Origin of the sequence: Actinokineospora sp. NBRC 105648, from assembly GCF_030269645.1 — a bacterium.
Lineage (GTDB): Bacteria > Actinomycetota > Actinomycetes > Mycobacteriales > Pseudonocardiaceae > Actinokineospora.
In genome coordinates this window covers 39,112-64,275 of the sequence record NZ_BSTR01000024.1, presented here as the reverse complement: position 1 = coordinate 64,275, position 25,164 = coordinate 39,112, and the positions used below count along the sequence as shown (strand labels likewise).

At 70.2% G+C, this 25,164-nt stretch carries 23 protein-coding genes and 1 tRNA gene; 10 read left to right on the top strand and 14 right to left on the bottom strand.

What is annotated here, in order from left to right:
- Positions 1-178: 178 nt before the first annotated feature.
- Positions 179-943 (bottom strand): ESX secretion-associated protein EspG, encoded by a 765-nt coding sequence (locus QSK30_RS21215; protein WP_285505143.1) that lies wholly within the window; start codon positions 941-943, stop codon positions 179-181.
- Positions 940-1,614: a dienelactone hydrolase family protein gene (locus QSK30_RS21210; protein ID WP_285505233.1), complete on the bottom strand. Its 675-nt coding sequence runs from the start codon at positions 1,612-1,614 to the stop codon at positions 940-942. Before QSK30_RS21210 ends, QSK30_RS21215 begins: the two co-directional genes overlap by 4 nt.
- A 160-nt stretch (positions 1,615-1,774) precedes the next feature.
- Between QSK30_RS21210 and hisC the strand changes: the two genes are divergently transcribed.
- Positions 1,775-2,842 carry a histidinol-phosphate transaminase gene (gene hisC, locus QSK30_RS21205; protein WP_285505141.1) on the top strand — a complete coding sequence of 356 codons (1,068 nt, stop codon included), beginning with the start codon at positions 1,775-1,777 and terminating at the stop codon, positions 2,840-2,842.
- Positions 2,843-2,897: 55 nt separating this feature from the next.
- Here hisC and QSK30_RS21200 read toward each other — a convergent pair whose 3' ends face one another.
- Positions 2,898-3,653, bottom strand: coding sequence for a sulfite exporter TauE/SafE family protein (locus QSK30_RS21200; protein WP_285505139.1), 756 nt, complete (start codon positions 3,651-3,653; stop codon positions 2,898-2,900).
- 138 nt (positions 3,654-3,791) lie between these two features.
- Between QSK30_RS21200 and QSK30_RS21195 the strand changes: the two genes are divergently transcribed.
- From QSK30_RS21195 to QSK30_RS21185, 3 genes are read left to right on the top strand one after another with little or no spacing between them, the layout of a single operon-like run.
- Positions 3,792-4,469 (top strand): Crp/Fnr family transcriptional regulator, encoded by a 678-nt coding sequence (locus QSK30_RS21195; RefSeq protein WP_285505138.1) that lies wholly within the window; start codon positions 3,792-3,794, stop codon positions 4,467-4,469.
- 15 nt (positions 4,470-4,484) lie between these two features.
- Positions 4,485-4,790, top strand: coding sequence for a hypothetical protein (locus QSK30_RS21190; protein ID WP_285505136.1), 306 nt, complete (start codon positions 4,485-4,487; stop codon positions 4,788-4,790).
- Between the two features lie 11 nt (positions 4,791-4,801).
- A complete protein-coding gene (locus QSK30_RS21185; RefSeq protein WP_285505134.1) occupies positions 4,802-5,248 on the top strand; it encodes a hypothetical protein in 447 nt (148 codons plus the stop codon).
- A 617-nt stretch (positions 5,249-5,865) separates the two neighbouring features.
- Here QSK30_RS21185 and QSK30_RS21180 read toward each other — a convergent pair.
- From QSK30_RS21180 to QSK30_RS21170, 3 genes are all read right to left on the bottom strand, one after another.
- Positions 5,866-6,555: a GntR family transcriptional regulator gene (locus QSK30_RS21180; protein WP_285505132.1), complete on the bottom strand. Its 690-nt coding sequence runs from the start codon at positions 6,553-6,555 to the stop codon at positions 5,866-5,868.
- Between the two features lie 175 nt (positions 6,556-6,730).
- Positions 6,731-7,645, bottom strand: coding sequence for a KPN_02809 family neutral zinc metallopeptidase (gene ypfJ / locus QSK30_RS21175; protein ID WP_285505130.1), 915 nt, complete (start codon positions 7,643-7,645; stop codon positions 6,731-6,733).
- A gap of 568 nt (positions 7,646-8,213) precedes the next feature.
- Positions 8,214-9,914, bottom strand: a complete 1,701-nt coding sequence (locus QSK30_RS21170; RefSeq protein WP_285505128.1) for a bifunctional metallophosphatase/5'-nucleotidase — start codon at positions 9,912-9,914, stop codon at positions 8,214-8,216.
- A gap of 111 nt (positions 9,915-10,025) precedes the next feature.
- Here QSK30_RS21170 and QSK30_RS21165 point away from each other — a divergent pair, with 111 nt between their 5' ends.
- Positions 10,026-10,496 (top strand): MarR family winged helix-turn-helix transcriptional regulator, encoded by a 471-nt coding sequence (locus QSK30_RS21165; protein ID WP_285505127.1) that lies wholly within the window; start codon positions 10,026-10,028, stop codon positions 10,494-10,496.
- 27 nt (positions 10,497-10,523) lie between these two features.
- Positions 10,524-10,608: transfer RNA gene (locus QSK30_RS21160), tRNA-Ser, on the top strand.
- Positions 10,609-10,774: 166 nt separating this feature from the next.
- Here the strand turns inward: QSK30_RS21160 and QSK30_RS21155 are convergent.
- On the bottom strand, positions 10,775-11,971 hold the full coding sequence (locus tag QSK30_RS21155; protein ID WP_285505126.1) for a helix-turn-helix domain-containing protein: 1,197 nt from the start codon (positions 11,969-11,971) through the stop codon (positions 10,775-10,777).
- Between the two features lie 482 nt (positions 11,972-12,453).
- Between QSK30_RS21155 and wsfD the strand changes: the two genes are divergently transcribed.
- Entirely contained in the window at positions 12,454-13,878 is a 1,425-nt protein-coding gene (gene wsfD, locus QSK30_RS21150) for a glycan biosynthesis hexose transferase WsfD (RefSeq protein ID WP_285505125.1), read from the top strand.
- A 58-nt stretch (positions 13,879-13,936) separates the two neighbouring features.
- On the opposite strand, the gene QSK30_RS21145 is transcribed toward wsfD, so the two are convergent.
- Both QSK30_RS21145 and QSK30_RS21140 read right to left on the bottom strand, forming a co-directional pair.
- Entirely contained in the window at positions 13,937-15,517 is a 1,581-nt protein-coding gene (locus QSK30_RS21145; RefSeq protein WP_285505124.1) for a M28 family metallopeptidase, read from the bottom strand.
- A gap of 242 nt (positions 15,518-15,759) precedes the next feature.
- Entirely contained in the window at positions 15,760-17,307 is a 1,548-nt protein-coding gene (locus tag QSK30_RS21140) for a M28 family metallopeptidase (RefSeq protein WP_285505122.1), read from the bottom strand.
- A 159-nt stretch (positions 17,308-17,466) separates the two neighbouring features.
- Between QSK30_RS21140 and QSK30_RS21135 the strand changes: the two genes are divergently transcribed.
- Positions 17,467-18,429, top strand: a complete 963-nt coding sequence (locus QSK30_RS21135; protein WP_285505120.1) for an NAD(P)H-quinone oxidoreductase — start codon at positions 17,467-17,469, stop codon at positions 18,427-18,429.
- Positions 18,430-18,899: 470 nt separating this feature from the next.
- On the opposite strand, the gene QSK30_RS21130 is transcribed toward QSK30_RS21135, so the two are convergent.
- Positions 18,900-20,102 (bottom strand): cysteine desulfurase-like protein, encoded by a 1,203-nt coding sequence (locus tag QSK30_RS21130; RefSeq protein ID WP_285505118.1) that lies wholly within the window; start codon positions 20,100-20,102, stop codon positions 18,900-18,902.
- A gap of 130 nt (positions 20,103-20,232) precedes the next feature.
- Between QSK30_RS21130 and QSK30_RS21125 the strand changes: the two genes are divergently transcribed.
- Positions 20,233-20,742: a bacterial proteasome activator family protein gene (locus QSK30_RS21125; RefSeq protein ID WP_285505231.1), complete on the top strand. Its 510-nt coding sequence runs from the start codon at positions 20,233-20,235 to the stop codon at positions 20,740-20,742.
- 56 nt (positions 20,743-20,798) lie between these two features.
- On the opposite strand, the gene QSK30_RS21120 is transcribed toward QSK30_RS21125, so the two are convergent.
- The 4 genes from QSK30_RS21120 to QSK30_RS21105 all read right to left on the bottom strand — a co-directional run bounded on the left by QSK30_RS21120 (position 20,799) and on the right by QSK30_RS21105 (position 24,137).
- Positions 20,799-21,326, bottom strand: a complete 528-nt coding sequence (locus tag QSK30_RS21120) for a hypothetical protein (protein ID WP_285505116.1) — start codon at positions 21,324-21,326, stop codon at positions 20,799-20,801.
- Positions 21,323-21,964 (bottom strand): hypothetical protein, encoded by a 642-nt coding sequence (locus QSK30_RS21115; RefSeq protein ID WP_352231602.1) that lies wholly within the window; start codon positions 21,962-21,964, stop codon positions 21,323-21,325. The genes QSK30_RS21120 and QSK30_RS21115 overlap by 4 nt, the downstream gene beginning before the upstream one ends.
- 125 nt (positions 21,965-22,089) lie before the next feature.
- On the bottom strand, positions 22,090-22,968 hold the full coding sequence (locus tag QSK30_RS21110) for an N-acetylneuraminate synthase family protein (protein ID WP_285505115.1): 879 nt from the start codon (positions 22,966-22,968) through the stop codon (positions 22,090-22,092).
- Positions 22,965-24,137, bottom strand: a complete 1,173-nt coding sequence (locus QSK30_RS21105; RefSeq protein WP_285505114.1) for an acylneuraminate cytidylyltransferase — start codon at positions 24,135-24,137, stop codon at positions 22,965-22,967. Before QSK30_RS21105 ends, QSK30_RS21110 begins: the two co-directional genes overlap by 4 nt.
- 119 nt (positions 24,138-24,256) lie before the next feature.
- Here QSK30_RS21105 and wzm point away from each other — a divergent pair, with 119 nt between their 5' ends.
- Positions 24,257-25,147 (top strand): galactan export ABC transporter permease subunit Wzm/RfbD, encoded by an 891-nt coding sequence (wzm, locus tag QSK30_RS21100; protein WP_502871859.1) that lies wholly within the window; start codon positions 24,257-24,259, stop codon positions 25,145-25,147.
- Positions 25,148-25,164 lie beyond the last annotated feature (17 nt).

The window sequence follows — 25,164 nt, the reverse complement described above, 5'->3', positions numbered from 1 at the left end:
AGATGCCTTGACAACCCCGTTCAGTCCGTGTTTTGGGCTGTGTATGGGATGCAGGGGCGGGAGTGGTCAGCGGGTCGGGATTGTGGGGGCGCCGTGCGCTGAGGGGGGAGGGAGTGGTCGGACGCGGCTGGCCACGTGGGTTTCCTTGTGGGGCGAGGACTTCAGACCTTCACTGTCCTTATCGGACCGAGGCGACCAGGTCCTTGAGGCGCTGTACCAGTCTTGTGGAGTCCGCTGGGGCCAGTGTCAGCCAGTCCGTGTTGTCCTGGCGGGAAGGTAGGGCCAGGTAGCGGCCCGCGGTCGTGTCGAACCAGTTGACCACGTCTGTGCGGGTTCGTCTGCCGAGTCTGTCCACGCAGTTGGCCGCCACTTGGCCGCCGCCGTGGCGGGAGTTCTCCACGAGGGTGGCGATGGTTCGCATGTCCCGGCCGCTCACGCCACCCTGGTTCAGGATTGTTTCCAGGCCCGCGAAACCAGACTCGACGTAGGCGTCGATGGCGTTGTGGAACACCGACTTCGGCAGGGTCACCGCTGTTCCCGGGCCCGCTTCGGCGTCCGGGAGCATGCCCGCGATCTCGGCGACCACTCCCCCGGCGGCGGGCGGGCCGATGCGGATCCGTTCGCCGGTCTGCACCGCCAGCACCACCGCGCTTCCCCTGCCCGCACCTAGGATTCGCGCCCCTCTGCCGATCTGGAGGAGGGCGTCGACGCTGAACTCGTTGCGGGCCAACAGGAGTAGCTGGTCTTCCAACCTGCGGTCCAGGTCGGTTCCGTTGTGCAGTCCTCGGGCGACCAGGCCCTCGATGACCTCTTTGCGCAGCGTCGAGCGTTCGTCGAGGGTTTCGCCGAACGAGGGGATGTCGAGGGGGTAGGGACGTTCCGCCAGGCCGAGCGACTCCCACACCAGGTCGAACTCGAGTCGGGAGAGTGCGGTGACGTTCACCGCAGGTGGGCGTCGAACCAGTTGAGGGCGCGCTGCCAGGCCTCGGAGGCGCCGGTGTCGAAGTGGTAGCGCACGACGTCGGTGGCGATCTTGGCCGTGCTCGCGGCCTCGCGCAGTTTCTCGACCTGCTCCGGGCTGATGCCGTCGCCGCTGTCGTCGCGGTAGAGGCCCAGCCACGGGACGCGCAGTTCGCCCGCGACCTCGACGAGGGCGGGCAGGCCGTGTGACAGCGGCTCCAGGATGCCGCCGCCGGAGACGGTGACCGCCGCGCCGATGTCCCGGCCCGCCGCGACCACCAGGGCGACCGCGCCGCCGAGCTCGAAGCCGATGACGCCGATCCGGTCGGCGGTCAGGCCGTGCCGGGCCAGCCAGGCGAAGGCGATGTCGGTGGCGGCCAGCGCCGAGTCGCCGGAGAGCTCGCTGACCTTGTCGGCGGCCTCGGCGTGGCCGACCTCGGCCGAGCCCTCCGCACCGGGGTAGAGGTGCGGGACGACGACCAGCCAGCCCTCCGCCGCGAGGCCGGTGACGATGCCGGTCACCGCGTCGGTGATGCCGCGCGCCTCGTGCAGGACGACGAGCCCGCCCCGGGTCACCCCGTCTGGCTCGGCGTAGCTGAGGCGCAGCGCCCGGCCGTCATCGAGCCGGAAGTCCTCAGTGCGTGTCTGGGCCATGACATACCCAACCATGGCCGGGTTAATAGCAGTCAACGTGATCACCCGCTCACCCATCCGCAGGAAGAAGGCCATTTTCAGCGATCATGGCACGGAGACCGGACACTGGTGTCCGCTCGGTAGCATCATGGAGCCCGACCGAGAGCGATGAGGAGCCCCGATGACCGTGCGTACCCGCGCCGACCTGGACGCGTTGCCCGGCTACGTCCCCGGCAAGAGCGTGCCCGGGGCGATCAAGCTGGCCAGCAACGAGGTCTCGCTCGGCCCGCTGCCCAGCGTGGTGAAGGCGGTCGCCGAGGCGGCGAGCCGGATCAACCGCTACCCGGACAGCGCGGCGGGTGAGCTGGTGGCGGCGCTGGCGCGCAAGCTCGGGGTGGCCGAGGACAACGTCTCGGTCGGCTGCGGCTCGGTGACCCTGTGCCAGCAGCTCATCCAGGCCACCTGCACCGAGGCCGACGAGGTGCTCTTCCCGTGGCGCTCGTTCGAGGCCTACCCGGTCGTGACGCAGGTCGTCGGGGCGGCGCAGGTGCGGGTCCCGCTGACCGGGGGGCACGCCCTCGACGTCGACGCGATGATCGCCGCGATCACCCCGGCGACCCGGCTGGTGTTCGTCTGCACGCCGAACAACCCGACCGGCACCGCGCTGCGCCGCGAGGAGCTGGAGCGCTTCATCGACGCCGTCCCGGCCGACGTGCTGGTCGTGATCGACGAGGCCTACCGCGAGTTCGTCTCCGACCCGGAGGTCCCCGACGGCGTCGAGGTGGCCAAGGAGCAGTGGGCGCGCGGCCGCGACAACGTCGCCGTCCTGCGCACCTTCTCCAAGGCGTACGGCCTGGCGGGCCTGCGCGTGGGCTACCTGGTGGCCCCGGAGGCGGTGACCGCGGTGGTCCGCAAGGTCTTCGTGCCGTTCGGGGTCAACGCCCTGGCCCAGGTGGCGGCGCTGGCCTCGCTGGAGGCCGAGGACGAGCTGTTCGCCCGCTGCCGCGAGATCGTGGCCGAGCGCGGCCGGGTGCGGTCGGCGCTGGTCGACGCCGGGTACGAGGTGCCCGAGACGCAGGCGAACTTCGTGTGGCTGCCGCTGGGCGCGCGCACGGCGGAGTTCAACGAGCACTGCCTGGCGCACAAGGTCGTGGTGCGCGCGTTCGTCGGCGACGGCGCCCGCGTGACGATCGGGACCGCGGAGGAGAACGACACGTTCTTGGCCGCGGCACTGGCTTTCCCGCGGTAGACCTTCCGCGTTGGACCCGGTCGTGCGGCCCGCCCCGGGGCGGGCCGCACCGGGTTCAGCGGGTGAGCAGCTGGATGATGGCGGCGGTGCCGACCACGACGATCACCCCGCGCAGGACCGCGGGCGAGAGCTTGCGGCCGATCTTGGCGCCGACGACGCCGCCGACCGTCGCGCCCGCGGCGATCAGCGCGACCGCGGGCCAGGCCACGTCGGCGACGAAGATGAAGATCACGCCGGAGACCAGGTTCACCAGCGCTGCCAGCACGTTCTTGATGCCGTTGATGCGCTGCAGGTTGTCGTCCATCAGGATGCCCATCAGCGCCAAGAGCACCACCCCTTGCGCCGCGCCGAAGTAGCCGCCGTAGACACCGGTGGCGAAGACCCCCGCGAAGAGGGCGACACCGCCGTGGGCCGGGCGTTCGGACTCGCGCTCGGCGAGCTTGCGCGCGAGCCACGGCTGCACGATCACCAGCACCAGCGCCACCACGATCAGCACCGGCACGATGGCCTCGAACGCCCCCGGCGGCAGCACGAGCAGCAGCACGGCGCCGACCACACCGCCCAGCAGGGAGGCGACACCCAGGCGCAGGATCCGACCCAGCTGACCGGTGAGCTCGCGGCGGTAGCCGATGGCGCCCGCGACCGAGCCGGGCACCAGCCCCAGGGTGTTGGACACGTTGGCCACCACCGGCGGGTACCCCACCGCCAGCAGCACCGGGAAGGTGATCAGGGTGCCGGACCCGACGACGGTGTTGATACCGCCCGCGAACACCCCGGCCAGCAGCACCCCGACGGCCTCCCAGCCGGTCATCGCCGACGCCCTGTGATCCGCACGCCGTCGACCCTAACCCGGACGTGGGCACCCCACCGGGCATTGGTGGCGCACGTCGCTCCACCACCCCCGATCGGTGGCTTGCACCCATTGAAGGTGTATCAATACACTCAAGTCATGGGCGAAGACCTCTTTGAAGCCGGGCAACCGCTCCTCACCAAGGGAGAACTCGCCGATCTGGATCTGGTGGGCAACGTCATCAGGCGCCAGGCCGGGCACATCTTCATCAGCGAGGGCGAGGAGACGGACTTCGCCCTGGTGATCCGCGCGGGCCACGTCAAGGCACTCGCGGGCAAACCCGCCCGGATCATCGCGATCCGCGGCCCCGGGGACGTGGTCGGCGAGATGGCCGCCATCCGGCGCAAACCGCGCTCGGCGAGCATCGTCGCGATCAACGACGTCGAGGTCCTGCACCTGCCCGCGGGCGCCTGGATGGATTTCCTCCACCACCACCCGCGGGCGATGGTCGCCCAGCTGTACAACGCCGACGAACGGCTCGACCAGGTCACCCGCAAGATCGTCGAGTCGGACATGGCCGCCGAGCAGCGGCTCGCCCGCGCGCTGGTGCAGCTGGTCGACCGCGGCGCGTGGCCACCCGAGGACGGGGCCACCGTGCTGGGCATGAGCCAGCCCGACATCGCCTCGCTGGCCTGGCTGTCCACCGACTCGGTGAAGAAGATCATCCGCGCGTTCCGCGAGCGCGGGATCGTCGAGACCGGCAGGCAGACCCTGTGGGTCATGGACGACAAGACGCTCCGCCTGATCGCGGCGGGCGAGTACACCGCGCAGCAGTGATCCGGGGGGACCGCCATGATGTCCGAAATCGCCACCGTGGCCTCGATAGTGGCGCTCGCCGTCGTCGCGGTCACCAAGCACGTCGTGTCGCTGCGCGCGAAGCGGTTCGAGGAGACCTCCCGCACAGTCCGGCTGTGCCGGGTGATCGAGGGCAGCAGCCCGCACGAACGCCCGGATATCATCCGCGCCCAGGGAGAGCTGGAGAACCGCTCGACCGGCGACCCCGCCGCGGCGAACGAGTCGGACCCGGCGGCCGCTCCCGCTCCCGCCGCGACGAACCCGGTCATCGCCATGGTGCTGCGCGCCAAGGGGATCCAATGAGGACGACAACCATGCCCAGCCCACCGGCCCGCGAACGACTGCGCGGCAACGAGCTCATCCGGCGGCTGCGCGAGCTGGACCTGGACCCGGACGAGTTCGTCATCTTCGGCAGCGCCCCGCTGTTCGCTCACGGGCTGCGCGCCGACATCCGCGACCTCGACATCGTGGCCACCGGGCGGACCTGGGAGCGGGTGGTCGCCATCGGGGAAGCGGCGGTCGGCGCGATCAGCGGCGACCCGGTGACCCAGTTCTACGGCGGCCGGATCCAGTTCTCGCAGCGCTGGATCCCGCCCGCCGACACGGCGGAGGAGCTCATCCGCCGGGCCGAGGTGATCGACGGGCTGCGCTACGCCGACCTGCGGGACGTGCTCGCCTACAAGCTGGACCTGCGGCGCCCCAAGGACGTCGTGGACATCTGCGCGTTCTGGGAGTCCGCCGACCGCGAGGTGCTCGGCTGAGCCACCGCGCCGGGGTTTCGGGCGGAGTTGCTCTGGTCGGCTCGTCCTGGCGTTGCCGTCTTCGTTGCTCGGGTTGAGATCTAGGGGTTTTGCTGCCCTGGGTTGCCCGGGTTAGAAGCGTGGGCTCGATCTAGTGAACTCGCTTCGTGTGGGGCCCCTAGAGCACCGCTGTGGGGAAAAAGCGTGGGGTGAAGGGCATCCCCACCACCTGGTCAAGTTTAGCGGTGCTCTCCCCCCGCACGAAGCGAGTCCACTAGATCGAGCATCCGTAGCGGGGCCGGCGGTACCAGCGTGGTCGGCCTATCCGCTGCGGAACCAGCGGGGTGAAAGATCCTGTTGCCTACCAGCGAGGGCGGCCACTCCGCTGCGGAACCCGCGACGGGGGCCTCACCGCTGCGGAACCAGCGGGTCGGCTTGTCCTCTGCGGAACAGCGACGGTGGCCTCACCGCTGCGGAACCAGCGGGTCGGCTTGTCCTCTGCGGAACAGCGACGGTGGCCTCACCGCTGCGGAACCAGCGGAGTTGGCTTGTCCTCTGCGGAACCAGCGACGGTGGCCTCACCGCTGGGGTCTAGTGGGTGGCTTCGGCTGCGGAACCAGCGGGCGTCGTCCGGTCATTCAGCGCTGGGCCCGCAGGGCGGTCACCAGTTCGGCCTCGGCGTCGTCGAGCGCGGATTCGAGGAGGCGGTGGGCGCCCGCGCGGTCACCCGTGCTCAGCGCCGAGACGATCGCGCCGTCGCGGGCCAGGTGTTTCTCGTGGAACGCGCGCTGGTCGGGCACGGCGTCGAAGGCGAGTCGCAGCTCGGCGGCGACCTGGCCGATCAGCTCGTTGAGCCGGGGGCTGCTCGCCGCGGCGACGATCGCCTGGTGGAAGCGCAGGTCGGCGGTGCCCGCGCGGGCCCAGTCCTCGCCGCGGACGGCCTCGCGGCCCTCGGCGACGATGTCGGCCATCCGCGAGACGTGGCGTTCCTCGGCGTGCGACAGCGCCGGCAGCTCGACCACCCGGCTGACCCGGAACAGGTCGGTGACGTCGTCGACCTGCGGGCTGCGCACGAACGCGCCGCGGTTGAGCTTGTGGACGAGCAGCTTCTCGTGCGCCAACAGCCGGAACGACTCGCGCAGGGTGTTGCGGGAGACCTCGAGCGGACCCATGAAGGTCTCCTCGTTCACCCGGTCCCCCGGCCGCAGCGCGCCGTCCATGATCAGCCCGCGCAGCGCCGCCGCGGCGTTCTCGGCCGCCGAGTTGCGCTCGCGCCGCTGCTCGCTGACCCGCTGCGTCAGCCGTGCACCGACCTCGTCCACCGCCACGATGCCCAGCCCCCAGATCGTTGAACAAGTCAATGTTCGAACAAGTCAACCTGAGGATTGCTGAATTGTCATATTGTTCAACAATCCGTCGAGACAGTCCGAGGAGCGCGAAGGCAGATCGCGCCGGCCGAGTCGGTCAGAGGGGCGCGGGCGTCGAAGGTGTCCGCCGGGGCGGTCAGAGGGTGCGGGCGCCGAAGGTGTCGCACTGCGCCGGGTTGCCGCTGTTGATGCCCGCGGTGAACCACTTCTCCCGCTGCTCGGAGGACCCGTGGGTGAACTGGCTCTCGTCCACCCGGCCGCCGCCGAGGTTCTGCTGGATGAAGTCGTCGCCGATCCGGGAGGCGACGTCGAGCGCCCGGTTCACGTCGTCCTGGGTGATCGACTTGATCAGCGGCTTGCCGCTGGAGGTCGGCACCGTGGTGGCGTGGTTGGCCCACACACCCGCGTAGCAGTCGGCCTGCAGCTCCAGGCGGACGCTGTCGGAGTTCGCGCCGCTGCCGGGGCGCACCTTGTCCGAGGTGCCGAGCAGGTTCTGCACGTGGTGGCCGTACTCGTGGGCCAGCACGTAGGCCTCGGCGAAGGTGCCGCCCTGGGCGCCGAAGCGGGTCTGCAGCTCCTTGAAGAACGTCAGGTCGATGTAGACCTCTTTGTCCGCCGGGCAGTAGAACGGGCCGACGTCGGCGGTGGCACCGCCGCAGCCGGTGTTCACCGAGCCGCTGAAGAAGTTGGTGGGGGCCTGGCGGTAGGTGCTGCCGGAGCGGGCGAACTCGTCGGTCCAGTAGCCCTGGATCGAGTTGATGACCGCGACCAGAGCGCAGTCGTCCTTGGTGTTGGCGTCCTTGCCGGTGCGGCAGTCCTTGGCGAGGTCGGTGTTGCTGACCGCCTGGCCGCTGCCGACGTTGTCGGTGTTCAGCGGGACGCTCGCGGGGACGCCACCGAGCTGGGAGAGCACGAAGTAGAGGATGAAGCCGACGATCCCGAGGCCACCGCCGCCGAGGGCGACCCGGCCGCCTAGACCACCACCCCCACCCGAGCCACGGGTGTCCTGCACCTGGGAGGTGTCCAGCGCCACATCGTCGTCGAACTCCACGCCGCACACTCCGCGTCCGGGTCGTCATCGCTGTCGCGGTAGACGATAGTGCGCGAGCGCGGTCCGCGGGGACGAGGACGCACCCGGGTGCGGTGCCTGGTCGGCTACCGCACCCGGGTGATCATCACGTCGCAGGTCCCACCGTTTCGGCGGTCGGCGTGGAGCCCGGCCGGGTGGATCGACTAACGCGGCCCGAAGCGGGGTTCAACATCGTCGAGGTGCGGATCCGGTGCGCGTCGCGCACGGGGCACTCGAATGCCCGTCGAGCTGCCGTTCTCGTCCACGGCTGGGTCGTGCTGTCGGCTCAGCCGCGGGGTCGCGGCAGGCGGCAGGTCACTGCGCGGGGTTGCTGCATCGCCACGGCACCACCTGACCTCTCCCGGCGGGCTCGAGACCACTGCCTCCGGACTGCGTGGTCCTGCGGGCCGGCCGTCCTCCCATCGTGCGCCTCGAACCCCGGCAGGACAACCCCATGGCCCGGACCGGGTGAACCCGTCCCAGTCGGACAGTCCGGGAAAAACCAAGGGGGACAGGCGGATTCGCCTGTCCCCCTTGACGTTTCGAGCTGCTACGGGATCACGGTGACCCGGGTGGGCGCCGGGGGCGCCAGGTTCGGGTGCGCCGTGAGGTAGGCGGTGAACGCGTCGAGGTCCACCGGGCCACCGTTGAGATTGGTGCCCTTGGCGAGCTCGGTGAACCCGTCGCCGCCCGCGGCGAGGAAGTTGTTCACCGTCACCCGGTAGGACGCGGCCGGGTCGAGCGGCTGACCGGCCACGGTGACCGCGGAGACCCGGTTGCCCTGGGTGCCCGACTGCGACCACGAGTAGTGCAGCGAGTCCGACACCTGCAGGAAGCGGGTGATCGTGGTGCCGTTGGCCTGCGGCTGCCACTGCTGCTCGAGCACGGTCTTGAGCTGCGCGCCGGTCAGCGTGATCGTCTGCAGGATGTTGCTGAACGGCTGCACCGCGAACGCCTCGCCGTAGGTGACCACGCCGTTGCCCTCACCGGCCGGGGACCCGGCGTAGGTCAGGTCGGTGCGGATGCCGCCGGGGTTGGTCACCGCGATCTGCGCCTGGTTGCCCTGGGTGGCCGCCAGCTGCCCGTCGGCGATCACGTCGCCGATCGGGGACTCGCCGGAGACCGGGGCCGCGCGGACCAGGTCGGCGCTGATCGTGCCGACCTGCCGGTTGGCGATCGGGCCGGACTTGGCCACCGCCTCGTCGACCAGCGCCTGCACGCCCGCGTCGGGGGTGATGGTGCGGGTGACGATCTCGTTGTGCGCGGTGGTCCGGGCGCGCAGCACGTCGCGGGACTTGCGGTCGAGCTTGAGGTCGACCACCGAGAGCAGCCGCCCGAAGGAGGCGCCCTGGATCAGCGGCCGCGGGTTGCCCGCCGGGTCGTTGACCACGCAGTTGTACTGCTGGTGGCTGTGGCCGGTGAAGAAGGCGTCGACCGAGGCCGAGGCGGCGGTCGCGATCTGCCGGGCCGGGCCGGGCAGGGTGCGGCAGTCGTCCGGGCCGCCGCCCTCGGTGCTGTCGCCCTGGTGCAGCAGCACGACCTGGGCGCGGATGCCCGCCAGGTCCAGCAGCCGCGAGGTGCGGTTGATCGCGGCCACCTCGTCGCCGAACTGGAAGCCCTTGATCGCCTCCGGGGTGACCACGGACGGCAGGTCCTTGAGCGTGACGCCGATGACCCCGACCGGGATGCCCTCGACGAACTTGACCGACACCGGCAGCGCCGCGGGCAGGCCGTTGTCGAAGGTGATGTTGGCGCCCAGGTACGGGAAGCGCGACCCGCGGAAGGTCGGGCGGAACTGGCAGCCGTCGGTCGGGTGGCAGCCGCCGAACTGCAGGCGCAGCAGCTCGCGGTAGCCCTCGTCGAACTCGTGGTTGCCGATCACCGCCGCGTCGGTGCCGATCTTGTTCAGGAACTCCACCGTCGGCTCGTCGTGGAACAGCGCCGAGGTCAGCGGCGACGCGCCGACCGCGTCACCGGCCGAGAGCACCAACGAGTTCGGCGCCTCCCCGCGCAGCCTGGCCACGTGCGCGGCCAGGTAGGCGGCACCACCGGCGTCCACCGTCGTGCCGTTGGGCAGCGTCACCCGGCCCGACGAGCCCGCCGGGGGCTGGAGGTTGCCGTGGAAGTCGTTGAACGCGATCAGCCGCAGGTCCGTCGTGGCGGTCGGCGCCGCGGTCGCGGTGGTCGCCAGTCCGGTCACGGCAAGGCACGCGGTGGCGATCGCCGCCGCGATTCTCTTGGGAACGAGCATCAGTCCTCCGTCCGCACGCCCGGGTCACCCGACCGAGCGCAAGGCAAGCGAGTCTGCCGTGGCCAGATGGCTAAGACCAGGCCCATGAGGTGAACGCCGTAACCTGGATGCGTGACATCAGTGAGAGCCGACCCCCGGTGGCTCGACCCCGACGAGATGCGCGCCTGGCGCGCGTACGTGATCGGCGGCGAGCTCCTGCGCCAGCAGCTCAACCGGGAACTCCAGGACAACCACGGTCTGGCCCTGCCGGACTACGAGGTGCTGGTCCGCCTCTCCGAGTGCGAGGCCTGGCAGATGCGGATGAGCCAGCTCGCGGGCCAACTGGCCTCCTCGAAGAGCAGACTGTCGCACCAGATCTCCCGGCTGGAGAAGGCGGGCCTGGTCCGCCGCGTCGGCTGCGCCGAGGACGCCCGCGGCGTCATCGCCGAACTCACCCCGCACGGCATGGACACCCTGCGCTCAGCGGCCCCGGTCCACGTGAACGGCGTCCGCGAGCACCTGGTGGACCTGATGACCCCGGAGGAACAGCGAGTCGTCGCCGCGGTCTTCGAGCGGGTCATCGAACACCTCGACCTGACGTAGCCACCGTTGGCTAGTCTGGACGGGTAGGGAGGCGTGGCAGAGCGGCCGAATGCATCCGCCTTGAAAGCGGAAGACGGGCAACCGTCCGGGGGTTCAAATCCCTCCGCCTCCGCGGCCTTTGGCCGCCCCTGTGCGCGGACAGGGGCGGCCGCCACCGCACTGGCGGCCGAGACAGCCGCTCGTGGCGGACCCCGGATTACCGGGTCGTCCTAGGCCTTCCGGACACCTGTCTCAGCGTCTCGGGGGCCCAGCGCGGGTGATGCCTTCATTGAAGAGTGTCAAACGGAGGTGTCGATCATAGACGTCAAGTACTGGACCGCATTCAAGTGTGCGTATGGATTGAACGATGGAAGGAGTTCGATCACCCGGTACTGATTGCGCTTGGACCTGGTCATCACGGCGAGCCGCCAAGCTTCCTGCGCTGTGACTGCGGCTGCTTCGGGTTCAGGCTTGGCGTTTCCCGCGCTCAAGAGGTGTGCAGCAGATAGATCAATCATTGCACCGGACCGTTCCCGCACAAAGTGCTCGGGTAACGATTCGCAGGCGTTCTCCAGGGTTGCGATCGCTGCGCGACCGTCGCTGAGGCGGAGCAAGCCGCGCCCTCTGAGCCGATTTGCGTGGTCTTGGGTGTTGTAGAAACCCAGCCAAGCGGGTATATCGTCTACTCGCACGGTATCGAAGAGGCGTTCTGCGGTAGCCAACGCTTTTGCTCCTGCTTCCATGTCACCAGCGAACGCGTACGCCTCCGCCGATGCCTGATACAACCAGGATCGGATGGCGTGGCTAACGCCGAAGCGTGGCGTATTGGCGATTCGCAGGCCGCTGTCCAGCAGTCGAAGGGCCTCGTTCCCACGCTTCGCATGCAAGTGGACGTAGCTCATGACACCCAGCACGTACGAGTGCATGGCGAGGTCTTCGTTCTCTACCGAACTGGACAAGGCAATGGAACAGAGGTGTCGCGCCGCCGTGTAGTCCTGACGGTCAATCGCAAGCCATGTAGCCAGTTGGGCGGTATCGCCAAGTAGTCCGACATATCGCGCATAGAGACTGGAAGGCACCTGATCGGAGGCTGCCATCAGTCGACGCAAGTGAGTCACCGTGTCGGCGTATATGGCCTGCGAACCCGCCTGATAGTCGATCTGTCGGTAGTTGTCGGTAAGGTGCTCGTAGTTCGCGAGCAGGCTGGCGCACGTCGGGACTTCTCCATACCCGCTGGCAGCACATTTCACATCGCCAAGATCCCCGATTGTCATCGTCCCGAACACATCGGCGGCGGTGTCATCTGTTGTCCGCACCGGCGGTGGGGTAAGGCGACTCTGTTCGGGCAGATCAAACCACAGCAAATGCTGCGGCAGATGGAGTTTCTGAGCAATGGCGCGGAGCGCTTCAAGGTTCTGTTTCGGCCTACCGTTCTCCAGCTTGCTGACTTGGGCCTGGGCGATGCCTAGCCACCTGCCAAGTAGCTCCTGGCTCAACGCCTTGCCGAAGACCCGGAGGTGTAGCGGGTGATGTCGGTAGACTTTGACGACTTTTCCGATGTGTTGGGTCGCAAAGGCGTCGACAAACTCAGCGGTGCTCCAGAAGTCGTGTTCGGGCAGCGGAGGCGCGTTTAGCCGGTCGCAGTTTTTCCGACGACACTTGTTACACAGCCGCGAGGTGTTGTCGAGCGCTAGTGCGGCAGCACACCCCGCGCAGCGACGATTAGTGGCCGCGCGTGCTGCCGTCCCGCGTGGCGTAGGAGAGTTCATCCTGGTCCCAACGTCTGCCTGTACCTGCTGCTTAATTACCCGCCCGACGTATGGCGCACGGTATCTACCGGCATGGCGCCGTGCGCGGCAAGCGGTCGCGGGTGGTACCGCTGAAGATCAATCCAGGTCGGATGGGGCTTGCTCGGTGGTCGCGGTGGGGTGTGCGGGGCGTACGCGGTACCTGGGGGTGGGTAGTTACCCTGGGCCGGGTGTGGAAACGGTGGAAGTGGGCGGGGACCTTCGTCGCGTGGGTGGCGGTGTTGGTGGTGCGGTGGTTGGTGCCCCGGCCGGTCGGGATCGCCGACAACGGTGACGGCTGGCGCCTGCTGTGCAAGCTCGGGGTGAACGACCGGGCCCGCGTGTCCGAGAGCGTGGTGCAGTTCTTCTACGCCCCCGCGGCGCCGTGTCCTAGTTCGTACGTGTCGTCGCAGTTCTGGGTCGACCGGGTCGCGTTGTGGTTGGGGCAGGTGCTCGGGGACCCGCCTGGGCTGAACCTGAAGGTCGTGGGGGCCATCGGCATCCTCGTCGTGGCCGTGGGGTTGACCGTTGTGGTCTGGGCGCTTCCGGTGCGGGGGTGGTACCGGGCGCTGGCCGCGTTCGTGATCGGGTTGGTCGTGCTGGACTCCGCCTTCTTCGGGTACCTCACCTCCGTGATCAGTGAGGGGGCCGCGTTCGCCGGGCTGCTGCTGATGGCCGGTGGGCTGCTCCTCCTGCGGCGCCCCGGCTTCCAGCGCTGGCTGGGGGTCGCCGTCGTCGTGGCCGGTGGGGTGCTCGGGGTCAACGCCAAGTCGCAGACGTTGATGGTGTTGCCGCTGCTGGTGATCGCGGTGGTCGTGCTGGCCGTCGGCGACCGTGGGCGTGGGGTCGCCAAGTGGGCGCCCGCCGCGGTGGTCGTGGTCGCCGTCGGGGCGGGGACGTTGGCCCTGCAGAACACCGGGGACTTCGCCAACACCGAGTACCGCGAGGCCAACGCCTACCACGCGATCTTCGACAGCATCGTCGACGGGAAGCACGACACCGCCCAGGACCTCGCTGATCTCGGGTTGCCCGCGTCGTTCGCGCAGTACGTCGGGACGCAGTGGTGGAGCCCGAGGCCCGCCTACACCGACCCCGAGTACCCGAAGTACCGGGACAAGATCAGCAACGGCAACATCGTGCGCTACTACGCCTCGCACCCGGTGCGCACCGCGCAGATCCTCAACCAGGCCGCCGAGGACCTGCTGACCGGGCGCCCGGCGAACATGGGCAACTTCGGCGCCGACGCCGGGCTGCCCGCCAAGGCCAAGGAGTACCGCGTCCCCGTCCTCTCCGGGATCACCGGGCTGATCGCCCCCGCCGGGCTGTTCGCCCTGCTGCCGCTGTGGCTGCTGATCGCCTGGCTGGGCATCCGCGCCCTGCGCCGCGGGTCGCGCGAGCTCGGTGTGGTGGTGCTGTTCCTGCTGCTCACCGCGGTTGGGCAGTTCCCGCTCGCGGCGCTGGCCGAGGGCATCGAAGGCGTGAAGCACCAGGTGATCGCGCTGTTCGCGACCCTGCTGGCCGCCGGGTTCGCCTCGATCAGCCTGCTCCCCCGGCCGCAGGAGAGGACCGAGCAGACCGAGGTCGTGGTCAAGGACGAGGAACCCGTTCTCGCGTAAGCGAAAGGGCCCCTGCCGGAGTTCCGGCAGGGGCCCTTCCCGTCATGCACTATCCGTGTTACGCCGAGACCTGGTCGACGTGGATGCAGCCCACGCCCTCGTTGCCGCCGTGGGCGGCGGCGTCCTCGGCCGCGAGCTGCAGCCGCATCTTGGACTTGGCCGCGACGCGGGCCTTGGCGCGCAGGTCGCGCGGCGGGACACCGTTGATCTCCTCGGTGCTGATCGCGTAGGTGCCGACCACCCAGGCGATCGCGTCGGAGTTGCGGTCCAGGGCGACCCGGTCGAGGTTGCCCAGGTTGTCGCACTTGGCGTGGTAGCACTTGTCGTAGGCCACCCCCGCCTGACCGCCCCACTTGTCCGCCTGCGCCTGGGTCTTGACGCCCTCGGCACCGGTGAACAGGCCACCGGAGGGGATGCCGTTGGCGATGAACTCGCCGTAGTCCGAGCGGCCGGTGAAGTCCGAGCCCTCCGTCTGGGTGCCGGTGGCGCCCAGGAAGTTCACGAACGCCGCCTCGATCTGCGCCGAGCCGTACGGGCCCTCGCCCGCACCGACACCGTCGGAGTTGTCGCCGTCGTAGACGAAGTAGCCGGTGTTCGGCGAGGCGATCATGTCGAAGTTCAGGTACAGCGCGATGTCGAGCTGCTGCTCGAACGGCAGCCCCTGGACGTACTTCTTCGACCCGACCAGGCCCAGCTCCTCGGCGCTCCACCAGGCGAAGCGGACCGCGTTGTTGACCTTGGGCGAGCCGCCGAGCTGGATCGCGGTCTCCAGCAGCGCCGCGCTGCCCGAGCCGTTGTCGTTGAGGCCCGGGCCCGCGACCACGCTGTCGAGGTGCGAACCGGCCATCACGACGTTGTTCTTGCGGCCGGTCTTGGTCTGCGCGATCACGTTGTAGGACGTGCGGTCCTCACGCAGCGCGCGCAGCTCCAGCGTGGTGCTGGCGCCGTTGGACGCGGCGACCAGCGCCTCGCCGTCGGCCTTGGTGACGCCACCGATCGGGAGCTTGGCCGCGGCCGGGTCGCTCAGCGTGCCGGTCAGCGGGCCGTCGACGTTGTTGTAGACGACCACGCCGACCGCGCCCGCGTCGAACGCCGCCTGCTGCTTCTGCGCGAACGGGCAGGCACCGCGCTGCACGAGCGCGATCTTGCCGGTCACGCCGACGTAGTCAGCGGCCTCGCAACCCGGGGTGGCGTCGGCGGGGACGACCACGAGTGGCGCGGTGATGCCGCCGGTCGGGGTGGACAGGCTGTAGGTCATGATCGAGATCGGCACCGTCTTGCCCGCGACGACCAGCTTCTCGGCCAGCGTCTGGGTGAAGGTGAACGGGAAGGCGTTGCGGGTGACGTCGAAGCCCGCCTCGACCAGCTTCTGCTCGACGTACTCCGCGGACTGGACGTGACCGGGGGTACCGGCCGCGCGGGTGCCCGCGTTCTTGTCGGCGATGCGCTGCAGGGCGATGAGGTGCCGGTTGACCCCGGCCCCCGTCACCTTCTTGACCAGGTTCTTCGCGAGCGCCGGGCCGTCCGGGAGCTCGGCGGACGCGATCGGCGCCGCCGAGGACGGGATGGTGGTGAACGCCAGCGCGCCGGCAGCCACGAGGATGGCGGCTCCGACGCGAAGCGTCTGACTTCTGTGCATGCAGGTCCCCTCGGATTCACGGGTGGGCACGACCGCAACCCGTGACCGCCCCGACGCGGTCCGTGTTCCGGCGAGTGACACCCTCACCTGAACGAGGGGCCTGGTCAAGAGGTGTTCATTACCAAGCAGGCATGGATCACCCGTGAGGCTGACCAACTGCAGCGGAAAGGCCCCATGGCGTGGTCGCCATGGGGCCCTTCCCTACTCCGAATGCCGCAGTGGCGGCAGATAACGATTTCCGCCTACGCGGCCAGGCCGTGCGCGTGCTTGGCCTTGACCAGCTTCTTCGCCTGCGTCTTCACCGCGACCTTGCGGGCCGCCGCCTTGGCCGACTGCGCCACGGCGTTCTTCGGCGGCACGCCGTTGATCTCCTCGGTGCTGATCGCGTAGGTCGCGGTCACCCAGGCGACCGCGTCGGCGTTGCGGTCGAGCGCGGTGCGGTCGATGTTGCCCAGGTTGTCGCACTTGGAGTGGTAGCACTTGTCGTACGCGACGCCCGCCTGGCCGCCCCACTTGTCCGCCTGCGCCTGCGTCTTGACGCCCTCGGCGCCGGTAAAGATGCCACCCGCCGGGATGCCGTTGGCGATGAACTCGCCGTAGTCCGAGCGGCCGTCGAAGTCGGTGCCCTCGGTCGGGGTGCCGGTGGCGTTGAGGAAGCCCGCCAGCTGCGCCTCGATCTGCGCCGAGCCGTAGGGGCCCTCGCCCGCGCCGGTGCCGTCGGAGTTGTCACCGTCGTAGACGAAGTACGCCGAGTTGGGCGAGCCGAGCATGTCGAAGTTCAGGTACAGCGCGATGTCGAGCTGCTGCTCGAAGCTCAGCGACTGGACGTACTTGGTCGACCCGACCAGGCCCAGCTCCTCGGCGCCCCACCAGGCGAACCGGACCGCGTTGCTCACCTTGGGCGAGGCGCCCAGCTGCAGCGCGGTCTCCAGCAGCGTGGAGCTGCCGGTGCCGTTGTCGTTGATGCCGGGGCCCGCCTCGACGCTGTCGAGGTGCGCGCCGACCATCACGACGTTGTTCTTCCGACCGGTCTTGGTCTGCGCGATGATGTTGCGCGAGGGCTTCTCCTCGACGTGGAACCGCATGTCCACGGTGGTGGACACGCCGTTCTTGCCGAACAGGGTGTCGCCGTCGGCCTTGCTCACGCCGCCGGTCGGGATGGTCGCGCCCTCGCCCACGGTGACGCCCTGCAGGGGGCCGTCGGCGTTGTTGGCCACCAGGATCGCCACCGCGCCCGCGGCGGCCGCGTTGGCCTGCTTCTGGTTGAAGGTGCAGGCGCCGCGGCGCACGAGCACGACCGCGCCGGTGGTGGGCAGGCCAGCGAAGTCACTGGCCTCGCAGCCCGGGGTGGCGTCCTGCGGGATGGTCACCAGCGGTCCGGTGACACCGCCGACCGGGGTCTGCGGCGACTCCTCCATCGGGAACGCGTCGACCTTGGTGCCGCCCGCGTTGGCCGTGGCGGCGTCGCTGATCTGCACCGGGTAGGTGAACGCCGGGGTGCTGACGTCGAAGCCCGCACCGCGCAGCAGACCCGCGACGTAGTCGACGCTCTGGTCGTAGCCCTTGGTGCCCGCGGCGCGGTTGCCACCGTTCTTGTCGGCGATGCGCTGCAGGGCGATCAGGTGCCGGTTGACGCCCGAGACCGTGACCTTCTTGACCAGGTTCCGCGCGAGCGCGGGGCCGTCGGGCAGCTGGACCTGGGCGGAGGCGGGCACCGCGGCCAGCGCGAGCCCGGCGCAGGCGGCGACCAGCAGGGCGCCTACCCGGACCGGTGTCCTTGGGGACGACATGGGCAACTTCCCTTCGTGGGGGTGAAAAGTGCCGGTGTCGACCAGGCCCCCGACCCGAACCCGCACAATCCGGCGTCGGTGACTCTTGCTCGCAAATCGCCGCTGGTCAAGTGTTCATGTTGGACTGTGACTATCCGAAGTTCCGGATAACGTGGGCGTATGCGCGCAATTACGATCAGCGAACCCGGCGGCCCGGAAGTCCTGCACTGGACAACGGCGCCGGATCCGGAGCCCGGACCCGGCGAGGTCCTGCTGGCGGTGGCCGCCACGGCGGTCAACCGGGCCGACCTGTTGCAGCGGCAGGGCTTCTACCCGCCGCCGCCCGGGGCCTCGGACATCCTCGGTCTGGAGTGCTCGGGAACGGTCGCCGCGCTCGGCGCGGGCGTCACCGGCTGGCAGGTGGGCGACCAGGTGTGCGCACTGCTCGCCGGTGGCGGCTACGCGGAGAAAGTCGCGGTCCCGGTGGGACAACTGCTTCCCATACCGTCCGGAGTGGACCTCGTGACGGCGGCAGGTCTGCCGGAGGTCGCCTGCACGGTGTGGTCCAACGTGGTCCAGACCGCGCGGCTGAGCGCGGGCGAGACCCTGCTGGTGCACGGCGGCGCGGGCGGCATCGGCACGCACGCCATCCAGGTCGGAAAAGCACTGGGCGCGACCGTCGCCGTCACCGCCGGTTCGGCCGAACGGCTTAACCGCTGCGCCGAATTGGGCGCCGACATCACGCTGAACTATCGCGACAGTGTGTTCGAGGAGGAGGTGGCGGCAGATGTCATTCTCGACAACATGGGCGGGAAATACCTGTCGCGCAACATCGCCGCCCTCAACCGCAATGGGCGGCTGGTCGTGATCGGAATGCAGGGCGGAGCCAGCGGGGAGCTGAATCTCGGGCAGCTGCTGCGCAAGAACGCCTCGATCCACGCGAACGGGCTGCGCGGGCGGCCGGCGGCGGAGAAGGCGGCGATCGTGGCGGAGGTGGCCGAGTACGTGTGGCCGATGGTGGCGGACGGGCGGGTCCGGGCGGTGACGCACGAGGTGCTGCCGGTGGCTGAGGCTGGACGGGCGCATGGGGTGTTGGAGGGGGGTGGGGTGTTCGGGAAGTTGGTGCTGGTGGTTGAGGGCTGAGCTGTCTGTGGCTCGCTGCCGTCGTCGTTGGCCGGGTCGCGAGCGTGGACTCGGTCTTGGACGTGCGTCGTGAGGTTGCCGTCTTCGTTGCCCAGGTAAGGGAGTGGGCTCGATCTAGTGAACTCACTTCGCGCGGGGCCCCTAGAGCACCGCGGTGGTGAAAAAAGGGCGGGTGAAGGGCATTCCCCACCACCGGCAAGTTTAGCGGTGCTCTCCCCCCACACGAAGCGAGTCCACTAGATCGAGCATCCGTAGCGGGCCTTGCTTTCCAGCGGGGTCGGCCCCACCGCTGCGGCTGGGTGGTGGGTGCTGAGGGGGTGAGGTTGGTGGGATGGTGCTCCGCTGCAGGTTGATTGTGGCCAGGGCCAGGATCGGGCCGTGGCGGTGCTGGCGGTGGCAGCGGCTCCGGATCTCGATGTGGTCTGGCTGGGGTCTGGTGAGAGCCTGGTGGGGCGGCGCGGTTTGGGGTGTCAGGCGCGTAGGGCGGCGACGGCCTCTACCAGTTGGTCCACCTCTACCGAGTTCGTGTAGTGGGCCAGTCCGACTCGGACCGCGCCGCCTACCTCGCCTACGCCCAGGGTTGCGAATACGCCGCTCGGGCTGTCGTCGGCGAAGGCGCAGATGCCGCGCTCTGCCAGGTGTACCACGGCGTCCTGGGCCTTCAGGTCGGCCACGGTGAAGGCCAGGGCTGGGATCCGGCGCATGGCGTCGCCGATGACCATCACGTGGCGTTGTCCCCGCAGGTCGCCGATGAGGCGGGACAGCAGGCCTGCCTGGTAGGACTTGGCCGAGCTGAGCGAGGTGAGCAGGCGTTCCCGGCGGGTGCCGGTGGCGGTGTCGTCGAGGCCTGCCAGGTAGTCGACGGAGGCGACCAGGCCCGCCAGTAGTGGGTAGGCGTGTGGGCCCAGTTCCAGGCGTTCCGGGCCTTGGGCGCGTGGGTCCAGGGAGCTGGCCGGTAGGCGGTCGAGCATCGCCGGGTCGGCGAAGGCCAGGGCGGCGACCGCCGGGCCGCCCCACGCGCTCGCGGAGACCGCGACCACGTCGGCGCCGATGGCGTGGATGTCCAGGGGGACGAACGGGGCCGAGGACGACGCGTCGACCACCACGACCGCGTTGCGGGCCTTGGCGACGTCGGCGATCTTGTTCAGGTCCGGTCTGGTGCCCACGGCGCCCGAGGCCGAGGTCACCGCGACCACCTTCGTGCGGTGGGAGACCAGGTTCTCGTACTGCCAGGCGGGTAGCTCGCAGGTCTCGATGTCGATCTCGGCCCAGCGGACCGTCGCGCCCGCGCGTTGGGCGACCCGCAGCCAGGGGGCGGTGTTGCCCTGGTGGTCCAGGCGGGACAGCACGATCTCGTCGCCGATCAGCCAGCCGTCGCCCAGGGCCTCGGCCAGTCTGGCCAGCAGGACGGCGTTGTTGGGGCCCAGCACCACGCCCGCCGGGTCGCAGCCGACCAGGTCGGCCACCGCGCGGCGGGCGGCGTCGACGATGGCCTCGGCGCGCTGCGAGGCCGGGAACACCCCGCCCGGGCCGGAAACCGGGGCGCGCAGCGCGGTCGACACCGCGGTCGCCACCTGCTCGGGGACCTGCATGCCCGCGGGCGAGTCGAGGTGGACCCAGCCGTCACCCAGCGCGGGAAACAGCCCACGGATACGAGCGACGTCGAACGCCATGCGCCACACCGTACGAGAAGCGGCTGATCCGGCGCTGCCTGGGGCGGCGCGGCGGCGCCGCTCGACTACCCTCGGCGGGGTGACTCAACCCACCAACGGACCCGACGACGCCGACCAGGCACACCACGTCATGGTGGTGGGTCCGGACGGCTCCCCCCTCGGCACCGCCCGGATCCCCGACGGCGCGCAGACGCCCGGCGAGTCAGTCGGCGACATGGTCGAGCAGCCCGCCAAGGTCATGCGGATCGGCACCATGATCAAGCAGCTGCTCGAGGAGGTCCGCGCGGCCCCGCTGGACGAGGCCAGCCGCAACCGGCTGCGCGAGATCCACAAGCGCTCGATCGCCGAACTGGAGGACGGCTTGGCCCCCGAGCTCCGCGAGGAGCTGGAACGGCTGTCGCTGCCGTTCACCGAGGAGCACACCCCCTCCGACGCCGAGCTGCGGATCGCCCAGGCCCAGCTGGTCGGCTGGCTGGAAGGCCTCTTCCACGGCATCCAGACCGCCCTGTTCGCCCAGCAGATGGCCGCCCGCGTCCAACTCGAGCAGATGCGCCGCGGCCTCCCGCCGGGCGTCGGCCCGGCGGCGGAGGCGCCCGAGGGCCCTGCCCTGCGGGGCGGCGGCACCGGGCAGTACCTCTAGAAGTCCACTACTCGAAGAGGCCATCCCGGATCCCGGGGTGGCCTCTTCCGCTCCGGTCAGGAGTCCTGGGCGCGTTCCAGGCGGGTGATGCGCTCCTCGTAGCGGGACACCAGGCCGAGGCGGGCACGGACCCGGGCGTGCTCGACCCTGATCTCCTCCACCAGCGCCGCGACCGAGGCGGTGTCCGGCTCAAGGACCGCTGCCGCCGAGACCGGCTCGACCACCGCGTCAGGCTCGACCGCCGCGGCCGCGTGTTCGAGTTCGGCCACCCGGGACTCCAGGGCCGCGAGCTGCGGGGCGATCCGCCGGTGCTCGCCGTCGAGCCAGGCCAGCGCCGCGCCCACCTCGCCGAGCCTGCCCTCGAGCTCGGCGATCCGACCCACCAGCTCGCCGCGCACCTCGTCGATCGCCCGGTCGGTCCGGTCGGCCCGCCGGTTGGCCGCGACCAGTGCCGGGGCCGCTTGGTCCCGGGCGATGGCCTCGATGCGCGGGCGCAGCCTGCGCCAGACCGGGGCGGTCACCAGTCGGGCCGTGCCGCGTAAGCCATCGAGCACCCGCTGGTTCACGCCGACCACCTCGGTCACGACAGCACCTCGATCCTTCCGGTTTCCATCCAGCCGCGCAGCAGCGCGGCCTCGGCGGCCAGCCGGTGCTCGGCGGTGACCCGCACCGACTCGCCCCAGGCGTGGGCGAAGGTGGTCTGGTCCGGCCGGTCCACGATCGACATGCCGGTCATCCGCACGGTGGCGGTCGGGAACAGCTCGGTGAACAGGTAGGCGGCCATCGTCCCGGTGGTCGACCACACCGGCTGCCGCGGGTCGAAGCCGAGCAGCCCGTTGAGCGGCACCGTGAACTCGGCGTTGGGCACCGGCACGAACCCCAGGTCGGTGGGCCACCAGTCCGGGATGACCTCCGGTTCCCAGTGCAGCCGCCCGGGTTCGACCAGCAGGTAGAGCCGGGCGGTGTAGTCGGCGAAGGTGTGCGGCCCCGCCACGATGCCGCGGTGCAGCACCACCACGTCGGTGCGCCTGCCGAGCGCGGGCGGCCCGCCGGGCGCGTCCACCGCGAAGGTGGTCATCCGCACGACCAGGTCGGCGGCGTCGACCAGGGCGGCGCGCGCCGGGTCGGGGGCCAGCGGGGCGTTGCCCACGATCATCACCGTCGCCGGCGGGTCGCGGCGGGCGTAGGCGGCGACCAGCGCCGCGAGCGGGGACTGGCGCACCGGGGGATCGGCGCAGGCGGTGGCGGGACGCATAGGTGTGGGGAGGCCTCGGGGGGACGGTGCGTGGTGGCCAACGGGGGAACGCGAGTTGGCCGTGCGGCACACAAGTCTGAACGGGAACCGGATCAGGCGCGGCGCAAGCGCTTTCGAGGAGCCTCTTCACCCGGGAAGACGCGCTTCACGCCGTCCCCCATCGCGGTCTCCACGATCCGGATGTCGCGGACCAGCCTGCGCAGCCCGTCGGGCTCCAGCGACGCCGCGTGGTCCGAACCCCACATCGCCCGGTCCAGGGTCACGTGCCGCTCCACCAGGCACGCGCCCAGCGCCACCGCGGCGATGGACACCTGCAGCCCGCGCTCGTGGCCGGAGTACCCGACCGGGACGCCGAAGCGCTCGCGCAGGGTGGCGATGCCCAGCAGGTTCGACTCCTCCGGCGGGCACGGGTAGGTCGAGGTCGAGTGCAGCAGCACCAGCCGCTCGGTGCCGAGCACCTCGACCGCGCGGTCCACCTCGGCCATCGTGGACATCCCGGTGGAGGCGATCACCGGGCGACCGGTGTCGCGCAGCGCCTCCAGCAGCGGGATGTCGGTGAGCGAGGCCGAGGCCACCTTGTGCACCGGCACCTCGAAGCGCTCCAGGAACGCCACGCTGGGCACGTCCCACGGCGAGGCGAACCAGGCGATGCCGCGCGCGCGGGCGTGCCGGTCGATCTCGGCGTACTCCTCGGCGCCGAACTCGACGCGGTGCCGGTAGTCCAGGTAGCTCATCTCGCCCCACGGGGTGTCCCGCCGGGTGTCGCGCATGTCCGGCGGGGTGGCGATCTCCGGGGTGCGCTTCTGGAACTTGACCGCGTCGGCACCGGCGTCGGCGGCCACGTCGACCAGCCGCTTGGCCACCTCGACGTCGCCGTTGTGGTTGATACCCGCCTCGGCGACCAGGTACGCCGGTTGACCCGCGCCGACCGCCCGGTCACCGAGGACCACCGGGGGCGCGGCTGTGCTCATGTCCGAGTACTCCCTTGGGCGAGGGGGGCGGCCAGGATCAGGTCGGCGATCTCGCGCACCGCACCGGCGCCGCCGTTGCTTTCCAACACGACCCTAGCCACCGCCAGGACTTCCGGCCGGGCGTCGGCCACCGCCACCGGCCAGCCGACCAGCCGCATGCAGCCGATGTCGCGCAGGTCGTTGCCCACGAAGGCCACCTCGGCCGGGTCCAGCCCGTGCTCGTCGAGCCAGGTCAGCAGCCGTTCGGCCTTGTCCGCCACGCCGTGCGCGACCTCGACGCCGAGCTTGCGCGCCCGGGCGGCGACCACCGGGTTCACCTCGACCGAGAGGATCATCACCGGCACCCCGGCGGCGCGCAGCGCGGCCACCCCGGCGCCGTCCGAGCGGCTGACCACGACCGCCTCGGTGCCGTCCTGCAGCAGGATCGCCCGGTCGTCGGTGTGCACGCCGTCGAAGTCGGTGACCAGGGCGCGCACCGGCACCGGCCCGCGCACCGCCCGGCTCACCGCCAGCCGGGTGGCCAGGTCCAGGTCGGCGGCGGTGTCGATCTCGATGGCGTCCGCCTGCGGCACCTCGACCAGGCCGACCCGGCCGAAGAACCGGTGCCGGGCGGCCCGGAAGCCCGCGGTGCGCATGGCGTAGACCGCGCCGGTCTCGCGGTACTCCGGGTCGCGGTCCTGCCTGCGCGGGCGGTAGGCCGGGTCGTGGTTGACCCCGGCGGCCGTGCCCCCGGCCACCCGCCAGAGGAACTCGTGCACCCGGACCGCGGTGAAGGCGACGTCGTAGTCGTCGTCGCGGACCTTGGCGACCACCGCGTCGACGGTCTCGGGGGCGATGAACGGCGAGGTGCACTGCACCAGCACCACCGTCTCGGGCTCGAGGCCGGTCTCGTCGAGGGCGTGCAGCACGGCCGACTCGGACGTAGCGGTGTCACCGGAGAGCTCCGAGGGCCTGCGCACGACCACCGCCCCGGCGGCGGCCGCGGCCGCGGCAATGTCGTCACTGTCCGTGCTCACGATGACGACATCCACTCGATCGGCGGTCACCAGCGCGCGCACGGCTCGGGCGACCAGTGGCACCCCTCCGACCGTGGCCAGGTTCTTGGCGGGCACGCCCTTGGAGCCGCCGCGCGCCGGGATGACGGCGACTACCGCCGGTGAGACTGTCACGGCGTGCAATGCTGCCACGGCGAACCGGCCCGCACCGGGCAGCAGACGCGCGCCCAGCACAGGCGCCACAACGCTCGCCGGTAGGCTCAACGATCGTGCAAGCAATCAGCGCGATAGAGATCCCCCCTGTGCCCGTGGTCCACTCGGGCCGCAGTTGGGCGCGCGCGGCGCAGGACATCCGTGAGGGCATCGCCAACCGCGAGCTCTGGGGCCACCTCGGGTGGCAGGACATCAAGCAGCGGTACCGCCGTTCGGTGATCGGTCCACTGTGGATCACCCTGAGCATGGCGATCACCGCGCTGGGCCTGGGCCTGCTCTACTCACAGTTGTTCGGCAGCCCGATCGGTACCTTCCTGCCGTACCTCACGGTCGGGTTCATCGTCTGGAACTTCATCCTCGGCTGCCTCACCGAGGGGTCGGACACCTTCATCTCCAACGAGGGTCTGATCAAGCACCTGCCCGCGCCGCTGACGGTCTACGCGCTGCGCACGGTGTGGCGCCAGACGCTGATGCTGATGCACAACATGCTCGTGTACCTGGTCGTGCTGGCCATCTTCTTCGGGCCGCTGAGCACCCCGGGCTACACGCTCTCCCAGGGCGGCGGCGTCCCGCAGCCCGGCCTGAGCTGGACGATCGTCTTCGCCATCCCGGCGTTCGCGCTGATCGCGCTCAACGGCGCCTGGGTGACGCTGCTCTTCGGCATCATCAGCACCCGCTACCGCGACATCCCGCAGGTCATCGGCGCGCTGATCCAGCTGCTGTTCTTCATGACCCCGATCGTCTGGCCGGTCGACATCCTGACCAAGAAGCTGGGCTCCGGGGACTGGAAGCTGCTGCTCATCGAGGCGAACCCGCTCTACCACTTCATCCAGATCCTGCGCGCGCCGCTGATCGGCAGCGAGCAGAGCTGGCACCACTGGGCGGTCGCGGGCGGCGTCACCGTCATCGGCTGGGCCTTGGCCTTCGTGGCCATGCGGAACTACCGTGCACGTGTTCCCTACTGGGTCTGAGCGAGGCAGCAAACACC

Bases quoted from the DNA above. Each gene is read 5' to 3' on its own strand.
- QSK30_RS21185 (WP_285505134.1), top strand. From the start codon at position 4,802: ATGCCCAGCCCACCGGCCCGCGAACGACTGCGCGGCAACGAGCTCATC.
- hisC (WP_285505141.1), top strand. From the start codon at position 1,775: ATGACCGTGCGTACCCGCGCCGACCTGGACGCGTTGCCCGGCTACGTC.
- QSK30_RS21125 (WP_285505231.1), top strand. From the start codon at position 20,233: ATGGTGGTGGGTCCGGACGGCTCCCCCCTCGGCACCGCCCGGATCCCC.
- QSK30_RS21200 (WP_285505139.1), bottom strand. From the start codon at position 3,653: ATGACCGGCTGGGAGGCCGTCGGGGTGCTGCTGGCCGGGGTGTTCGCG.
- QSK30_RS21140 (WP_285505122.1), bottom strand. From the start codon at position 17,307: ATGTCGTCCCCAAGGACACCGGTCCGGGTAGGCGCCCTGCTGGTCGCC.
- QSK30_RS21210 (WP_285505233.1), bottom strand. From the start codon at position 1,614: ATGGCCCAGACACGCACTGAGGACTTCCGGCTCGATGACGGCCGGGCG.
- QSK30_RS21110 (WP_285505115.1), bottom strand. From the start codon at position 22,968: ATGAGCACAGCCGCGCCCCCGGTGGTCCTCGGTGACCGGGCGGTCGGC.
- QSK30_RS21190 (WP_285505136.1), top strand. From the start codon at position 4,485: ATGATGTCCGAAATCGCCACCGTGGCCTCGATAGTGGCGCTCGCCGTC.
- QSK30_RS21145 (WP_285505124.1), bottom strand. From the start codon at position 15,517: ATGCACAGAAGTCAGACGCTTCGCGTCGGAGCCGCCATCCTCGTGGCT.
- QSK30_RS21170 (WP_285505128.1), bottom strand. From the start codon at position 9,914: ATGCTCGTTCCCAAGAGAATCGCGGCGGCGATCGCCACCGCGTGCCTT.
- QSK30_RS21195 (WP_285505138.1), top strand. From the start codon at position 3,792: ATGGGCGAAGACCTCTTTGAAGCCGGGCAACCGCTCCTCACCAAGGGA.
- QSK30_RS21130 (WP_285505118.1), bottom strand. From the start codon at position 20,102: ATGGCGTTCGACGTCGCTCGTATCCGTGGGCTGTTTCCCGCGCTGGGT.
- QSK30_RS21135 (WP_285505120.1), top strand. From the start codon at position 17,467: ATGCGCGCAATTACGATCAGCGAACCCGGCGGCCCGGAAGTCCTGCAC.